Origin of the sequence: Mesobacillus jeotgali (assembly GCF_014856545.2) — a bacterium.
In the GTDB taxonomy this organism is placed as follows: Bacteria; Bacillota; Bacilli; order Bacillales; family Cytobacillaceae; genus Mesobacillus.
Genome location: NZ_CP109811.1, coordinates 3329315 through 3346122 on the forward strand (window position 1 = coordinate 3329315; position 16808 = coordinate 3346122).

Below are 16808 nucleotides of genomic sequence, written 5' to 3' on the forward strand. Positions count from 1 at the left end.
AACAGAGCCATTATCGTTTTAAAGAATGTTATATAAAGACATTCCCATAATAGCCACTGTAAAACCTGAGATGAAATTCACAGCGTCGTTGTTTATTCTGCTAAAACCTGATATCTGCTTAGTTGGACTGGAGCAATGGATCATTTTTTCAGTAGGCAAATGACAGCGGACACATTGAAATCCTGCCTGCAGGTAGGCACCAAGCAATGTATCCAGCAGCGACCCTGCCAAGCCGAATAAAAATACTAAGAACACCCCTCCAGACCCCATTCCGAATAGATATCCAGCGGTTAAGGCAATCACCAGGGACCCCGCGGCAGTAGCTGCTGTTCCAAATCCCGAAATTGCACCCGAGGTTCCTCGTGGTACTCTTTTAAAGGATTTAATAGACACTGGCTGTTGTTTGCTTAATACGCCCAGTTCTGATGCCCATGTATCTGCATTGGCACTGGCGATGGAGATTGCAAGGACAATGAGCCACACCGGGTCGGGTGAAATAAAATTGGCCAGACCCGCTAATGCTGCGGTTCCCCCATTTGCAGCTACCTGGGCCCAATCCCTTGCCGAGCCCTTTTCATGTATTTCTCCGAGGTGTTCCTTCACTTTACTTTTATACCTGGACAGGAGGCTCGAAGTGAGAAAGAAAACCCCCAATAAGATAAGTCCCTTTAATTCGAAGCCAGCCCATATTAACAGCCCGGTCAAAAAAGCGGCAAAAGCTCCCGATGGTTTCAGAAATTTAAAATATCCTGAAGCTGCCGAGAATATTGCGATAAATCCAATTACCAAGAGCTGGTCAGTCTCCAATGATGATAACTCCCTCGCTGGTAATTATTTTCTTCACCGCAATATCATGGTTTTCAACGGGAACCTCAGATAGAATCTGGTCTTTAAACGCCAGAGAAACCGTTTTCCCCTGATAGTTTGCCAGAAAACGGTCATAGTATCCTCCCCCGAACCCAAGCCTATAGCCGTTCTTTGAAAAAGCGAGCCCTGGGACGACCACTAAGTCTATCTCATCAGAGTTCACTGAAATCGTTTCTGAAACAATCGGCTCCAATAAACCATAATAGACTGATTCAAGTTCCGAAAATCGCTTCAGTTCCCTAAAATCCAGTTTCCGTGGCTTTGGTTCACATTTTGGGACGACCATCCTTTTTCCCTGCTCCCAGCCCTTCCTGATGATTTGGAAGGTATCTACTTCCGGAGCTTTCGAAACAGTTACTGCCACTGTTGAAGCTTCCATCCATTCGTCAGTTTTAAATAGCTGCTGCGCAATCTTGTATGACTGGTCTTCGTATTGAGGCAGGCTAATCTCTGATAACTTTGCTTTAATGCTCTTTCTCAGATCTTTTTTTGCATCCATTCATGCTTCCCCCAAACGTTATAGGCTAGTTTATGTATTTGCTTTCTGTATATTTGATATTAGCTATATATATTAACAATACCATTACTGCCAGCATCGGAGAAATGATTTATCGGTTTTTAGACAAACAAAAAAGCAGCTGGGAAAAATCCCGCTGCTTATTTTGTTTCGCGATGTGTAGTTGCGCGCTTATCTCTAGAGCAGTATTTCTTAAGCTCAAGACGATCTGGGTTGTTACGCTTATTTTTTTTAGAAATATAGTTGCGCTCTCCGCATTCTGTGCAAGCTAATGTAATATTTACACGCATGTAATTTCCCTCCAAACTATTCGAGCTAGGTTCGTGCATACGACTTTTCTATAATATCACTTTTTGTCGGGAATTGCTAGTGTGTTTTTTAAAAGCATTGCATTCAAATGAACAACTGTGTTTTTTTCACTTCCTTCGATCATCCAGCAGCTGCTTTTTTGTGTTTCACGGGGGTTCATTTTCAGATCGAGCGAAAACAGGCTGGCTGCAGATCCCTTTGCCATTGGCTGATAATTAAGCTTCCCTGATTTCCGGCAATTCCAAAGCCGTTCAGTGCTAACATTCCAGATTGGCTGAACTGTACACTGTTTCATCCTCCCATTGCTATTCAAACCATTTACGAGGTAAACCCTTTTATCTGCAAAATGGAAAATGACATTTTCATTTGGTGAGACAAAGCTGAATTGTTCATTGGGACTTTCTGCATGGCGCTGCATCAGGATTAATCTCGCTTCTTTGCCAACTTTGGAATGGTTCGTCACATAAAGATCGAAAAAATCAACCCTAGAATGAACATTTGCCTGTTTGATTCTTATCGATAAATCTTCCTGAGGCAGGAGTTTCTCCGTCATATTCCCAAGCCAATACACTTTTCCATTCACCCATATGCCTGGACTAAAAATCAATGGTTTCCTGCTCCGTCCGAAGTTCTCTTCATTGTCGATCTGGAGATAAGCATTCGTCTTCATTTAATACCCTCCTTTTGGCAATTGTTTGATAGCGCTCTTATATACAGTGTATCTGTTGCCTTTGCATTTTGTGACCAACTGAATTTCTCATTGATGGATTCCATAGCGTTTCGGGCGATTTCCTGAGACCGGGCTTCATTTTCAAGAATCCATTCGATAATGCGGACTAGATTTTTTTCATCCCCTGACTGCATATAGAAACCCGTTTTATAATCTTCTATCAAAGTTTGCATGCCACCGGTTTTCGCGACGACAGTCGGGACACCTGCAGCAAGTGTCTCAGCAGCAGCAAGTCCAAATGGTTCATAACTGCTGGCAAAAACAGCGATATCAGCTCTCTTCATCAAGCTGTTCCGGATATCTTCATTAACGAAGCCGATAAAATGGACAAACCCATTCAGTTCCAGCTCCCTAACCTTTTGCCTGTACCATTCTAATAAGGGCCCATTACCCGCTACCACAAAACATATATCCTTGGCATTCATCTTCAACAGGTCTGCAGCAGCAATCAAGGTTTGAAATCCTTTTTCCTTAACGATTCTTCCTATGGAGTAAATCATTTTCTTTCCTTTTAAAAACGGATATAACTCTTCAATATCGAAATGGGTTTGCTGCACTTTTTCTGACACTGCCCCATTCGTAATGACCGAAATCTTTTCATTGGGGACTTTAAATAATGAGAGGATCTCAGCTTCCATAAAGTCACTGCATACGATAATTTCATCAGCACAATGGCAAAGTTCATTCTCTTTCTTTGAAATAAATTGCTGAAGCTCGGTAAAAACGCCTTTATTACGGCCAAATTCCGTACCATGCACTGTTGCAATCAGTGGTATCTCCAATTTTCTGCTGAGAAACTTTGCAGCGGGTCCTGTCATCCAGTCATGGGTGTGGACAAGATCAAATTCAATATGGTTGGCGATTCTTAATGCTTCTTCAATGATTGCTAGATTCAACCCGGCCATCCAGGAGAGGAAATCCATATCCTGGTCATTAATTGGATTTACCCGGTGGATATGTACATTTCCTTGTTGTTCATATTCTCGGCTTTCATTCGGTCTGCTCGTTAAAACGTGAATTTGCTGATTTATTTTGCCAAGTTCAGTTGCCAGTGCATGTACATGTCTGGCAAGCCCGCCTATTATATGGGGGGGATATTCCCATGAGAGCATCAAAATAGTTTTCTCTTTTTGACTCCCGATGCCTTTCAATTGTGGATGCTCCCTTCTAAATTCTCATAATAGGTGTAGGTGCTTACCTTTCCAATCCAGCCGGGTGAAAGTGGCTGCCCCGCCGTTAACCGGATATTGCTATCATGAATAATCGAATTTGATTTTAATAAGGGCAAAAATGTCTCTGAACTGCGTTTAACACCTAATTCAACATAATAATTACCGTTCGGCTTGATTCCCTTGAACACCCAGCTTGACACTCCTTGACGAAGAATGACCTCATGAAGGACTATACTGGAACCATGCTCCATTAACCGCAGGCTCTTTATGACCTGGTCTTCCGGTATATAAAAATATTCGCAGATGAACTGAACTTTTTCATCATGCAGCTGCCAGTAAACCAGCATCTTTTCAGGCGTAAGGCTTCTCGCAACTAACTGGTCCTGAAGCTTGTATATATGATGATCCTTCTCCGTCACGATGCACCCCCAAATGAATCATTATATTAATGGAATTGAAAATATATTCATTGAATTTATGTTAGCACGTTCCTCTTCCAGCCACAATGAACGCAAATTGTCGCAATTTGCAGCTTGCTGGATACTCTGTGGTGAACACTCCAATTATTTTTCAATAGTCTATTAGGATTACAAATATGGCGGTAATTCGACAGCCTTTACAGTGAATGGAAATCATAATAAGACAAATCTATCATTTTTTTCAGAAAAAAATATAAATCGAATTTTCCTGCCTTGAATGGTAAACTAATTCTATGTGTTCTAATAACAGCTCGGGAGGAATAACAGATGGGCTACATAATCATCAGCCTTTTTGTCCTGGCCGCGCTTCTTTTCGCACTTTCTTTCTTTTTGAAAGATCCATACAAAGAATTGCGCGAAGAAATCGACCAGCTGACAATCCAGCAAATCCAGGATTTATACCAGATCAAAAAGAAGCTAAAGGTACTGGAGGAAGAACTGCTCGTAAACGATACAACTCTGGAAAAGCAATCTTCATTCAATACTGGCAAAAAGCAAATCCACGATATCATAAAAAATCAGGTATGGTCGCTTGCCCAGCAAGGGATGGATATAAACCAAATTGCAAAGCAATCATCTCTTACGAACCAGGAAGTTCAGGAGATCATTAATGAATTTGTTGATAAAGGACAGATCGTATGAATAAACGAACAGCACAAGCATTCGCATTAGGACTCATTTTTGCAGCGATCTTTCTCTGGGCAGGCAGCAGCGTGATTGCTGAAAAAGAACCAAAGAAGAAAGTTGTTGCGGTGTCAGATGCAACGAAGATACTTGAAGATAAGGGCTATAAGGTGTTGAGCAGCGCCGAGTTTGCCGAACTAAACGAGAAAAAAGCAGAAGTTGTGAAAGAAGAAAAGCCGAAAGAAGAAGCCACTGAAGAAAAGGTCGAGGAAGTTAAAGAGGAGAAGCCATTTACCCTCATTATCGCTGGAGGCATGTCACCTGGTGATGTCGCAACGATGCTGGAAAGTCAAGGGATCATCGATGACGAATCCAAATTTGAGCGATTCCTTATTGATAAGGGTTACCATACAAAGGTACAAATCGGCAAGTATGAATTGAAAAGCGGCCTTGATTACCACCAAATCGCAAAAATCATTACGAAAAATAGATAATGAACTGTAGGCCCTCTTTTGGAGGGTCTATTTTTGTGAACATAAAAGGCTGTTTTCGTAAAGATTGTTGTTAAAATCCTAAAGCCGATTTTAACGTGATAGAAGACTATTTTGCTGGTCGGTATTAAGTTTGCATGCTCTTTTCTCACAAAAGAGTCAACTTTGCGAAGAAAAATAGGTCATTCAATCTTGTTTTGTAGTCAATAGCAACAAAGTTTGAGAAAAGAGCCATAAAAAAAGAGAGGGGATTCCCCTCTCCTCCAAATGCTTATTGATTCAGATCGTACCGCTTGCCTTTTACAAGGTAAAATACATTTTCAGCGATGTTTGTCACGTGGTCAGCTGCGCGTTCCAGGTAACGGCTGATGAATGACAACTGTGTGATTTGGGCCAATTGCTCTGGCTTTGTTTGCGCAAGGCTTAATAGTTCCTTGATGGTCTGGCCGTATAGGTCATCGACCTGATCGTCCATCTGGGCAACCTGTCTCGCTTTGCCCAGGTCTTCCTCATTATAGGCTTCCAGCGACAATTTCAGCATTTCTACTGATAATTGATGCATCTGTTTGATGTGCTCAATGGGCTTTACAAGCGGTTCTTTACCAATCCTGATTGTAGACTTGGCAATATTGACGGCAAAGTCCGCCATTCTCTCGATATCTGTCGCGATTTTGATCGCAACAATCAACCGTCTTAAATCTACAGCAACTGGCTGCTGTTTAGCGATCAATAAAATCGCAAAATCATTGATTTCTTCTTCCAGTATATTAGCTTCCGCATCATCTTCAAGGATTTTCAAAGCAAGTTCAATATCCTTATTCTCAAGGGCTTCGAGCGACTGGTTAAGTGCGGTGACCGCAAAGTTTCCGAGCTCCAGCAATTTTTCATGCAATGTCTTCAGATCTTCTTCAAACTTCCCTCTAACTACCATGCATCCTCATCCTTCCAATGAAATTTTCAAGATAAAAAATCAACCGAATCGTCCAGTAATATAATCTTCAGTCCTCTTGTCTGATGGATTAGAGAAGATCTTATCCGTCTCGGCAAATTCAATGACTTCCCCATTCAGGAAGAATGCAGTCTTGTCAGAAATACGGGCAGCCTGCTGCATATTATGTGTAACGATTATGATACTATAGTCTTTCTTCAATTCCTGTACCAGTTCCTCGACTTTCAAGGTTGAAATCGGGTCAAGTGCAGATGTAGGTTCGTCCATCAGGATGACATCCGGTTCAATGGCCAGGGCACGTGCGATACAGATACGCTGCTGCTGCCCGCCTGACAAGCCGTAGGCATTCTGGTTCAAACGGTCTTTAACATCATCCCAGATTGCAGCACCTCTTAAGCTCTTTTCAACAATTTCATCAAGGATCTTCTTATCGCGGATTCCATGGATCTTAGGTCCGTAAGCGATATTGTCATAAATGGATTTTGGGAATGGATTCGGCTTTTGGAACACCATGCCGACACTTGTTCTCAAGTCCTCAACCTGATAGGACTTTTCAAGGATATTTCTCCCTCTGTATAAAATCTCTCCGGAAATTTTAACAGTAGGGACCAACTCCACCATTCTGTTCAATGTTTTGATGTATGTCGATTTACCACAGCCGGATGGCCCGATGATAGCTGTTACCTCATTCTCATTTATCGCAAGATTAATATTTTTCAACGCGTGACCTTCTCCATACCACAGGTTAAGATCCTTTGTTTCATATACAACCTTTTGAGCATCTTCTTTCACCATGTTTGTATCTACAGTCGTTTTCGCCTTATCTGTTACTAATGACATATGTTAAAACCTCCCAGACTAATATCTCTTTTGGAATTTATTACGGATTAAGATGGCAATTGAGTTCATCACAAACAAAACGAGCAACAGAATGACAATTGTTGCAGCTGCCAGGTTAGCATACTCAGCAACTAGTGCAGAGTCAATTGTCCAGTAATAAATTTGTACTGGCAATATCGTGAATTTATCAAAGATTCCGTCTGGAATAGGTATTAACAGTGCAGGAATGCCTATAACAACAAGTGGTGCGGTTTCCCCAATCGCACGTGACAGGGCAAGAATAACACCAGTAAGAATCCCAGGCAATGCAGCTGGCAAAACGACATTCTTGATTGTCTGCCATTTAGTAGCGCCCATGCCAAAAGATGCTTCCCGGAGGAATTGGGGTACAGCCCGAATCGCTTCCTGACTTGCCACCACAACAACTGGCAGTACGAGCAGTGCCATCGTCAATCCGCCGGCAAGTACAACTGAACCTAAATCAAGGGTCCTTGCAAACACAGTCAAACCAAGGATACCGAAAACAACGGAAGGAACCCCGGCCAGGTTAGAAATGTTGGTCTTAATAAAAGAAGAAATACGGCCTTTGGTTGCGTATTCTTCAAGATAAATCGCTGTTCCGATTCCAAGGAGCATCGTTACAGGAGCTACTACAACCATTAACCAAAGGGTTCCGGTAATCGCTCCCCATATCCCGGCTCTTTCAGGGTCAGTCGATAGTCTATTCAACAAGAAATCCACGTTGATCCATGGTAATCCATCTTTTAACACACGGTAGATCAAGACAACCAAAACGATTAGGCCAAAAAGTGTGGCAAGCAGGAATAGTCCTTTTGCAAGGTTGTTTGCCATTAATCTGGAACCCATTTTTTTCTGGACTTGATTCGTATCTACATATTTCATCCTAATATTCCTCCCTGAACTTGCGAGAGATATACTGAGCGATAAGGTTCATGATCAGCGTGAACACAAATAATGTCATGGCAACAGCATAAAGACTGTAGTATAAGGTTGTGCCGGCAGCAGCCTCGCCGCCAGTTACTTCAACAATATACGCCGTCATTGTCTGCATTGATTGTGTTACGTCAAAGGTAAAGTTCTTTGAGCTGCCGCTGGCAATCGCAACAATCATCGTTTCGCCAATTGCCCTGGAAATTCCAAGCACAAATGAGGCAATGATTCCTGAAATGGCTGCCGGGATGACAACCTTCCATGTTACCTCGAGCTTTGTCGCACCGAGAGCCAAAGCACCTTCCCTCATGGCGTTCGGTACAGAACTCATCGCATCTTCCGATAAAGAAGCAACCATCGGAATGATCATGATTCCCATTACGATACCCGGGCTCAATATATTTGTCGGTTCCAGGCCAGGAATAAATGATCTCAATAACGGTGTTACAAAAGTAAAAGCAAAGAATCCATAAACGATGGTCGGAATCCCTGCCAAAATTTCCAGGATTGGCTTTAAGAACCTGCGAGTCTTCTCAGAAGCATACTCACTCAAGAAGATCGCTGTCATCAGTCCAACCGGAATAGCTACAAGCATCGCAATTACAGTGGAAATGAGAGTACCCGTAAGCAAAGGTAATACGCCAAAGACTGCATTTTCACCAAGAGGCTTCAATTTAGTCCCTGTAAAGAAGTCTATAAAAGGAACAGCCCTGAAAAAGGCGATTGTTTCGGTCAATAATGTAAGTACAATTCCAATTGTCGTAAAAACTGAGATTGCAGCAATTCCAAATAATATTTTTGGTATTAATTTTTCAGTTGTATTTGTGATGCTTTTGGTTCTTTTCTTTTCCTGTATGATTTCACGAACATTCAACTCTTGGCCGTGATCTCGAACAACGCTTTTTGCCACGCGAATAAACCCCTTTCATCCTTCTCATCCAAGGAAGAACTTTTCCTTATAATACCCAAGGGAAAATAAAATAACATATTCACACGCAAGAAGATGAGAAGGTTAAACCTCTCATCTCCTCAAGTGCCTGGTTTTACTTCTTCATGCCATTCAATGTATCAAGAACAGCTTTTACATCTTCGTCAGCTAAAGGCGCGAAGCCAGTTTCCTTGGCAACATCCTGTGCATTGTTCATTGTGTAAATAGCATAATCAAGTACTTGTGGTTTTTCTTTAGCATTGTTCACGTTTAGATAAGTGAACACCGGACGTGTGAATGGAGCATAGTCACCATCTTCCTTGATTGTGTCCAGGGACGGCTCTACAGGGCCATTGCCGAAGTCCACTTTTACCGCAGAAAGCTTGTCTTGGTTGCTTTCATAGTAACCGTAACCAAAGAAACCAATTGCATTTTTATCTTTTGATACTAGATCTACAAGTGTTGAGTAGTCTTGCTGCAGATTGATACCTTCAACTAAATCTTGTTCTTCTAGGATATTTTCGAACATGAACTCGTAAGTTCCGTGGTTTTCGTTAGGGCCGTATGTCTTGATTTCTTCATCCGGGAAATCAGCACGGACATCAGACCATTTTTTCTTTCCAGCGCTAGCAAGGAAAATATCTTTTACTTCTTGTTCAGTAAGTTCAGCAGCCCAGTCATTATCTTTATTGATGACAATTGTAATCCCATCAAGTGCAACTTTCATTTCTTGTACTTCAATACCAAGTTTTTCAGCTTCCGCTTTTTCTTCTTCCTTAATCTGGCGAGAAGCATTGTTGAAGTCTGTTCCATCTTCTGCAAGGAATTTCTTGAAACCTGCAGATGTTCCCGAGCGGCTTACTTCAACTGAGACATTTTCTTGTTCTCCCATATAGTTTTCAGCCATACGTGCCATGAATGGATAAACTGTCCCAGAACCGTCGATGACTACGCTGCCCTCAAGTTCCTCACCGTTTCCACCTTCGTTATCTCCACCGCCACAAGCTGCAGCGAATACCATAACAGCTGACAGCATTAAAAACATGCTCATCTTTTTAAGACTTTTCATTTTTGAATTCCCCCTACGAGATGTGGATGTTATGTCCTACAGAAATAAGAATACTTTTTTTCTTTTAACGTTGTTTTAACTTAATGTAAAGGTTTTGTAAATTCGGATGAATTTTGTGTAATTCTGTCGATTTACATTAACAAAGGATTGTCCAATTGCTGATAGTATACCCAGCATGAATTAAAAAAAACTGCCTCAAAAGAGACAGTTAAAATCTTTCATTATTGTTCTGTTTCATCTTCTATTTCCTCTAACAGCTCCGTTCCTTCTTCTTTTTCTTCAATTTCCTGGATCGGCTGCTCAGGATTCATGTTTCCTTCAAGACGTTTCTTTTTCAATTCAAAATAGGTATCAAGGACTCGTCGTCCTATATCATTATTCGCATGGTGCCCCTGGTTGCCTTCATATGCCCACGGAACCATGACAGCCATCGCAATTTCCGGGTTTTCATATGGTGCATACGCAACAAGACTCAAATTCATTACTTCCGGCGGCTTATCATAATTCTTTCTTTTCGGGCCATCATAAAAAGCTTGTGCCGTACCCGTTTTGCCTGCCGGTTTGTAATCGGCAGTATAAAATGCCCCGTAGGCTGTACCGCCCTTCTCCTGCATGACCCTTCTGAAACCCTCCTGGACTCTGTCAAACCATTCTGGTTTCGCGTCCACTTTATTGAGGATGACTGGCTCCATTTCATTCAGTACAGGACCTACCTCATTATTTTTCATGACAGGTTCCCGAATTTCCTTTACAACCCTTGGCTGAAGTCGCGTACCGCCATTCGCAATGGTTGAAACATATTGTGCCAATTGCAGTGTCGTGTACGTATCATACTGCCCAATCGCAAAGTCAAGCAAGAGACCAGGTCCTCGATCTGCCCCTTTGAAACCGACCATTTCATTTGGAAGGTCTATGCCTGTCCTTGCACCAAGACCAAACTGACTGAAATAGTTCCTCATCGTGTCAAAGGCTTGTGGCTCAAGGTACAATGGCTGATCATATCTGTAATTCCCTTTTCCGATATTGATTGCTGTCATGAACATATATACGTTAGATGACACCTTAAGGGCATTGCGATCGTCAAGGGTACCCAATCCAGCTTTCCAGGACTTTTTTGGATTGGTTTTTGCTATCTTAACCGGTGTATCATAAAACTGCGTGCCCGGACTGATTGCCCCGGTGCTGAATCCTGTTAAAACGGTTGCTCCTTTAACAGCAGACCCAACATTATAAGAAGTTGTAAAGTTACCGCTGGCAAAATCCTGCATCGAGGTTTTACCTGTTTCTTCATCTTTAACGATCTGCTTTCCAGCAAGTGTTAAGACCTCTCCAGTATTAGGATCCATCAATACAACAAATGCCCTGTCCAGGAGTCCAGTTCTAGGCTGCTGCTTCGCATTCGCCAACTCTTCTTCAATAATTTTCTCAACAGCCAGCTGGAGGTCCATGTCAATTGTCAGAACCAGGTCCTTGCCTCGCTGTCCTTCGGTAATTATCTGTGTATCCAGGACGTTTCCGCCCTTGTCTGTAATGTTTTTCACCTTTGCCTTCTGACCGTGCAGCACATCTTCATATTGCTGCTCGATATAACTTAAACCAACCCTGTCATTCCGGCTGTACCCGCGTGCCAGATAATACTCTAGCTTTTCTCTCGGAAGCCCTTTCTCGGAATCACTTACTTTTCCCAAGATTGATCCTAGTGTCTTATCAAAGGCATATTGTCGCTCCCAGTCGGTGGTAGTGTCGACGCCTGGCAGCATATCCAGGTTTTCGCTGACAATCGCGAACTCTTCAGGTGTTACATTTTTTTTGACGATTTGCGGCGAAAGTGCGTATCCGCTCATCATTTCACGCAAGATAGCGAGTATTTCCAAATCCGCTTTTGATAATTCTTTCAGTTCTTTTTCGGTAATTCGTTCCAGCTGGAGATTATAAAGAGCCTTATCATCCAGCTTTTTCTCATCATACTGTGCCCATTCAGTTTCTTTAATTTTTTCTCTGGCACGTTCTTCATTTCTTAATATCCAGTAATCCTTTTTATCCCTTTCCCTGACTTTCTTTAAATCATCTTTTGAATCCTTTGAGATCAGTTTTGCGAGACGTTCTGCGACCATGAGCATTTCCTTTGTATCAGTACTCTGGCTCTTTGTATACGTTATAGCCTTACTAGCTATATTATCTACGATTGTTTTCATGTTCCTGTCATACATTTTCCCTCTTGGAACAGGATTGTTCACGGTCACATCTTCCGTTCGTTCAATTTCCCGTTTAAAATCCTCTCCGTAAACAATCTGAACAATCCCAAGTCTTAATATCAGCATTGAAAATAACACAAAGACCGCAAAAAACAACATATTCAGCCTGAATGGCACATGCGTCTTCTTTTTCTTCTTATTCAAGCCTCTCCCACCTCTTCAGTCTGTATGTCTAAAATATGCACTATATATTATATTATCGAAAATGGACATCTTTTTCTATCAATAAACTATTGCAGAAATATTTTCCATTAGTTTTATATTAATAATGGAAAGCTTGAGCTCCTCGTCTAGCCTACTAATGCGCTGAACTGAATTACGGCATGTAATTTTCCACAGCTAAACCATTTTTCTTATCAAGAACAAAAAGCGCAAGCGCCTCGTTCTGCCCCGACAAGCGCTGGAGGGCTGACCGGTGAAGTCGTTCTTTGACTTCATTGGGCGGACCGAAGCGACTCGAGGGGCTAGGCGCTGGAGCTGGATTAAGACACCCACATGTAGTTATTCAGACTAACATGCTTTTATAATTTCCTATAAAAAGAAAAAACCGGGAGTCATCCCGGTTATGCTGGAGCTTTCAACTGAATTTTCCTGATAAAAAGGTAAATCAAAGTATGTCCGCTCCCAAGAATGACGAGGAGGACTGGTATTGCCTGTTCTTCGTTGAAAATATGGATTGCTGCCAGAAATAATAATATAGAAGCAACTCGGCCAAGATTCAAAAATAATTCACGGACAACTATATATTCGATTCTCATTTCAGCCGCCTTCCAGCCGCGCCCTATAACATCATAGGTCATTGAAGCATATGGGACTAGAAGCAAAGGATAAGCGACTGCAATCAGAGCCGCATACAGCAGCAGACGGAAATAGCTGACCTGGAAAACAATCAGGAATATGGCCAGGAAAAGAATGATTCCTCCCACCAGGATCGCTTTTTTCCTGTGTTCCTTTTTCAGCATTCTCGAGACAAAATAATAAGCCAGAAATGATATCCCTGAATTGATCAGTCCGTAAGTGCCCAACGCCATTTCACTGTCTGTGGCAATGAATACAAAAACCGAAACAATGAAAACAAATACGCCCTCTCTCATGCCTTGAAAAAAATGAGCATTTGTAACCATTCGCCAATTTTTATCATGCTTTCTTTCAGCTATAATCCGCTGAAACCAGTACTTCCCGTGGGCAGGTCTGCGTTTCAGGAAGAAACTCAGCAATACCGCGATTGAAAACAGTCCTAACGAAAGTCCAAATACTACTGTATAGCCAGTCAACTTTTCAAGCCTGGATATGATAAACCCAGCGGCGATCGGCCCAATCATGCCGCCGACGGAACCGAGGATGCCAAGAAAGCCATTAAAGAAATCACGTGTTTCCGGTTCAGTGATTTCAAAAGTGAGGACATTGTAAGCAAGCCAATAAAAACCATAGCCAATTCCCAGGAGCACACCTAATAGCAGTAAAAAATCGGAAGCTTTCGTTCCTACCAGCAAAACTGTTACATAAAACAACGCCAGAAAAATAACACCGATTCGAAGGACAATGACCCTGTCTACCTTCTTAGCCCACCTTCCCGCAAGGATAAAGGTGAGCGGCTGGGCCACGACAATCGATAAATTATACATGGCGAGATCGGCAAGTTCGCCGGATTGCTTCCATAAATAAATGTTAACAAAGGTATTCGAAAGGGCAATGCTCAATGAGTACAATCCCCCAATAATCAATAGGAGCGCTAAATCCTTTGTCAGTTCAATGTCTCCTAATAATTTGTTTACTTTGCTCATGATCGACTCCCCTTTTCTCTTGGGTAGTTTCTAACAAAGTAAAGGGGGTTATTCAGTTTTTCCCGAGGGTCTTTTCAGGATAGAGCAGCCGAAACAAAAAAAAGAGAGGCTGCATTCAATTGCAGCCCCTCTAACGATCATTTGATTATTTTGCAGAAGCGTAACGCTTGCTGACTTCTTCCCAGTTAACAACGTTCCAGAATGCACCAATGTATTCCGGTCTTCTGTTTTGGTAGTTCAGGTAGTATGCGTGCTCCCAAACATCAAGTCCAAGAATTGGAGTCTTGCCTTCCATTAATGGAGAGTCCTGGTTTGGAGTGCTAGTCACTTCAAGTGCACCATTATTAACAACAAGCCAAGCCCAGCCAGAGCCGAAACGAGTAGTTGCTGCTTTTGAGAACTCTTCTTTGAAGCCTTCGAAGCCGCCGAACTTAGAGTTGATCGCATCAGCTAATTCACCAGTAGGCTCGCCGCCTCCGTTTGGAGAAATGACTTGCCAGAATAGTGAGTGGTTAGCATGTCCGCCGCCGTTGTTGCGTACAGCAGTGCGTGCTGCTTCAGGAACAGCATCCAGGTTAGAAACTACTTCCTCAACTGTTTTTGACAGAAGTTCTTCGTTTCCTTCCAATGCATTGTTAAGATTTGTTACATAAGTGTTGTGGTGCTTTGTGTGGTGAATATTCATTGTTTCTTTGTCGATGTGTGGCTCAAGTGCATCATATGCATAAGGTAATTGTGGTAATTCAAATGCCATTTTTAACATCCTCCTATGTATCGTGTTTCACTCCCAGAACAAGACCTTTCACATAATTCTGTTATTAGAATTGTTCTAAAAGTGCTTCTTGTTTAGATTACCAAAGAACGGTAATCGTTTCAAATAAAATGCTTTCATATAACGTGTTTAAAATCCCCTTTTGTTCGACGTTTTATACACTTTATTTTCATTAAGGGCATTTTCATCGAAAAAAACTTCAAAAATCGAGTGCTGGTCTGGCTGACCAAAATAACGAATAAGGCCATTCAAGAAAGTTTCAGAAAATCGTCAATATTGCTCAAATGCAGTCCTGTCAACGATATAAGTCGCATCTACACCAAAGGCGTACCAATTATTCCCAATACACCGTTGACACAGTAACAACAATTCTTTTAAATCAAAAGTATAGAAGGCTTAATAAGGAGACGACCTGTGATGGACAAAAATATATCATTATATAGCTTAATACTGCAAAATTTTATCGACCGGGAAACAATCCAAAAAATCAAGCCGGATACAATCCTTTTTCAAGAGGATGAAAATGTAGAGAATGTTTATATCATCCTGAGTGGAAGTGTTTCAGTCGGCCGTATCCATATGAAGGGGAAGGAATTCATCCTAAAAATCCTTAATGGCGAAGAAATGGTCATAGAATATGAACTGTTCAAACATAATCCGCGTTATCACTTTTCAGCCAAAACACTAACAGAATGTGAAATCCTCATGATTAAAAGAGAGCAATTCGAGGAATTCATTATCAATGATCGAACAGCTATGAATGCAATGGTCAACTGGCTCAGTACCAGATATCTCAAAGCCCAGATGAAGTGTCAGGACCTGATTATGAACGGGAAGAAAGGCGGTTTGTACTCCATCTTGATCAGGTTATGCAATAGCTATGGCGTGATGACAGATGAAGGCATCCTGATTGATTTGCCCCTGACCCACCAGGAGCTGGCAAATCTCACATATGGAACGCGTGAAGTTATCCAAAGGATGCTCAAGGAACTGCGCGAGAAAGACATCATCGCTTATGATCAGCTTAAATTCACGGTTAAAAACCTTGCTTATCTAAAAAGAGAGGTCGATTGCCAGAATTGTTCATTTGAAATTTGCGGACTGAATTAAAAGTCGTGCTTTCAACAGGGTGGAGCCCGGTAAAAGGGTGTGATTAGCTTTTAAATGCACCCTTATAGGAGACATAGATGCTGTATAAGGGTACCATTTGCTCTTTATTGTTACCTTATGGAAGACGAAGCTGTTACATAAGGGTACGATTTGCTCCTAAATGTACCCTTATCCAATGCGAAATTGCCACATAAGGGTACGATTAGCCCCTAAATGTACCCTTATCCAAGGCGAAATTGCCACATAAGGGTACGATTAGCCCCTAAATGTACCCTTATCCAAGGCGAAATTGCCACATAAGGGTACGATTTGCTCCTAAATGTACCCTTATCCAAGGCGAAATTGCCATATAAGGTGATGTAAATACCCTTAAGGCCGAAACAGCCGTCCATATAAAAAAAATCGTGCTCCAGCAGCACGATTTTTTTATACAAGGATGAAGAAATATACGAGCATGATTGTCATGATGATTCCTTTTGTCACTACACTGCTGACGAAACCGACGACAGAACCAAAGCCTACCTTGACCGCTTCATTTAGATTCTTTTTATTAACCAGCAATTCAGCTAGGGCCGCTCCTAAAAATGGACCAATCAGAATTCCGATGATCGGGATGACAAAGGGACCGACCAGCAGACCGATAGTGCTTCCCCACATCCCTGCCTTGCTGCCGCCATATTTTTTTACACCTATTATATTGGCAATATAATCTGCCCCAAACAGCAAAGCAACAAAAAGCCCCTGTACAGTCCAAAATAGCCAGTTAAACGGCTCGAATGTAAAAAACAAACCGTAAAGAATAAAACCGCCCAACATTAAAAGTACCCCTGGCAAGATTGGAACAACCAAACTGGCAAAAGCTCCAACGAATAATAACCCAATGATTATCCAATAAACTGCATCCATTCAATCCATCCTTTTTACCTTAGAATATAAAAAATAAGCAAAGGTTTCCCTTTGC

General features: G+C 41.8%; 18 protein-coding genes. 3 read left to right on the forward strand and 15 right to left on the reverse strand.

All coding sequences use genetic code 11. The features are described from left to right. Positions 1–18: 18 nt before the first annotated feature. From FOF60_RS17140 to FOF60_RS17165, 6 genes are all read right to left on the reverse strand, one after another. On the reverse strand, positions 19–807 hold the full coding sequence (locus FOF60_RS17140; protein ID WP_192470887.1) for a DUF92 domain-containing protein: 789 nt from the start codon (positions 805–807) through the stop codon (positions 19–21). Then, positions 797–1366 carry a 5-formyltetrahydrofolate cyclo-ligase gene (locus FOF60_RS17145; RefSeq protein ID WP_192470886.1) on the reverse strand — a complete coding sequence of 190 codons (570 nt, stop codon included), beginning with the start codon at positions 1364–1366 and terminating at the stop codon, positions 797–799. The genes FOF60_RS17140 and FOF60_RS17145 overlap by 11 nt, the downstream gene beginning before the upstream one ends. A gap of 158 nt (positions 1367–1524) precedes the next feature. Beyond that, positions 1525–1674, reverse strand: a complete 150-nt coding sequence (gene rpmG, locus FOF60_RS17150; RefSeq protein ID WP_192470885.1) for a 50S ribosomal protein L33 — start codon at positions 1672–1674, stop codon at positions 1525–1527. Positions 1675–1730: 56 nt separating this feature from the next. Beyond that, positions 1731–2363 carry a hypothetical protein gene (locus FOF60_RS17155; protein ID WP_192470884.1) on the reverse strand — a complete coding sequence of 211 codons (633 nt, stop codon included), beginning with the start codon at positions 2361–2363 and terminating at the stop codon, positions 1731–1733. After that, positions 2360–3574 carry a glycosyltransferase family 4 protein gene (locus tag FOF60_RS17160; RefSeq protein ID WP_192470883.1) on the reverse strand — a complete coding sequence of 405 codons (1215 nt, stop codon included), beginning with the start codon at positions 3572–3574 and terminating at the stop codon, positions 2360–2362. Before FOF60_RS17160 ends, FOF60_RS17155 begins: the two co-directional genes overlap by 4 nt. After that, positions 3571–4014: a DUF4912 domain-containing protein gene (locus tag FOF60_RS17165; protein WP_192470882.1), complete on the reverse strand. Its 444-nt coding sequence runs from the start codon at positions 4012–4014 to the stop codon at positions 3571–3573. Before FOF60_RS17165 ends, FOF60_RS17160 begins: the two co-directional genes overlap by 4 nt. Positions 4015–4341: 327 nt before the next feature. Here FOF60_RS17165 and FOF60_RS17170 point away from each other — a divergent pair, with 327 nt between their 5' ends. After that, a complete protein-coding gene (locus FOF60_RS17170) occupies positions 4342–4716 on the forward strand; it encodes a hypothetical protein (RefSeq protein ID WP_192470881.1) in 375 nt (124 codons plus the stop codon). Beyond that, on the forward strand, positions 4713–5192 hold the full coding sequence (locus tag FOF60_RS17175; protein WP_192470880.1) for a hypothetical protein: 480 nt from the start codon (positions 4713–4715) through the stop codon (positions 5190–5192). Before FOF60_RS17170 ends, FOF60_RS17175 begins: the two co-directional genes overlap by 4 nt. Before the next feature lie 268 nt (positions 5193–5460). Here FOF60_RS17175 and phoU read toward each other — a convergent pair whose 3' ends face one another. From phoU to FOF60_RS17215, 8 genes are all read right to left on the reverse strand, one after another. After that, complete coding sequence (phoU, locus tag FOF60_RS17180) at positions 5461–6120, reverse strand: phosphate signaling complex protein PhoU (protein WP_192470879.1); 660 nt, start codon at positions 6118–6120, stop codon at positions 5461–5463. Between the two features lie 39 nt (positions 6121–6159). Next, positions 6160–6933, reverse strand: a complete 774-nt coding sequence (gene pstB / locus FOF60_RS17185) for a phosphate ABC transporter ATP-binding protein PstB (RefSeq protein WP_225649973.1) — start codon at positions 6931–6933, stop codon at positions 6160–6162. A gap of 63 nt (positions 6934–6996) precedes the next feature. After that, a complete protein-coding gene (gene pstA, locus FOF60_RS17190; RefSeq protein ID WP_192470877.1) occupies positions 6997–7881 on the reverse strand; it encodes a phosphate ABC transporter permease PstA in 885 nt (294 codons plus the stop codon). Between the two features lies 1 nt (position 7882). After that, positions 7883–8839, reverse strand: a complete 957-nt coding sequence (gene pstC / locus FOF60_RS17195) for a phosphate ABC transporter permease subunit PstC (protein WP_192470876.1) — start codon at positions 8837–8839, stop codon at positions 7883–7885. 133 nt (positions 8840–8972) lie between these two features. Continuing rightward, positions 8973–9926 carry a PstS family phosphate ABC transporter substrate-binding protein gene (locus FOF60_RS17200; RefSeq protein ID WP_192470875.1) on the reverse strand — a complete coding sequence of 318 codons (954 nt, stop codon included), beginning with the start codon at positions 9924–9926 and terminating at the stop codon, positions 8973–8975. 221 nt (positions 9927–10147) lie between these two features. Next, a complete protein-coding gene (locus FOF60_RS17205) occupies positions 10148–12280 on the reverse strand; it encodes a peptidoglycan D,D-transpeptidase FtsI family protein (RefSeq protein WP_413632902.1) in 2133 nt (710 codons plus the stop codon). A gap of 464 nt (positions 12281–12744) precedes the next feature. Next, positions 12745–13965, reverse strand: coding sequence for an MFS transporter (locus FOF60_RS17210; RefSeq protein WP_192470874.1), 1221 nt, complete (start codon positions 13963–13965; stop codon positions 12745–12747). Between the two features lie 145 nt (positions 13966–14110). Next, positions 14111–14719, reverse strand: a complete 609-nt coding sequence (locus FOF60_RS17215; protein ID WP_192470873.1) for a superoxide dismutase — start codon at positions 14717–14719, stop codon at positions 14111–14113. 435 nt (positions 14720–15154) lie between these two features. Here FOF60_RS17215 and FOF60_RS17220 point away from each other — a divergent pair, with 435 nt between their 5' ends. Beyond that, complete coding sequence (locus FOF60_RS17220) at positions 15155–15847, forward strand: Crp/Fnr family transcriptional regulator (RefSeq protein ID WP_225649957.1); 693 nt, start codon at positions 15155–15157, stop codon at positions 15845–15847. Positions 15848–16273: 426 nt separating this feature from the next. Here the strand turns inward: FOF60_RS17220 and FOF60_RS17225 are convergent, their stop codons facing one another. Beyond that, complete coding sequence (locus FOF60_RS17225) at positions 16274–16753, reverse strand: DUF456 domain-containing protein (protein WP_192470871.1); 480 nt, start codon at positions 16751–16753, stop codon at positions 16274–16276. Positions 16754–16808 lie beyond the last annotated feature (55 nt).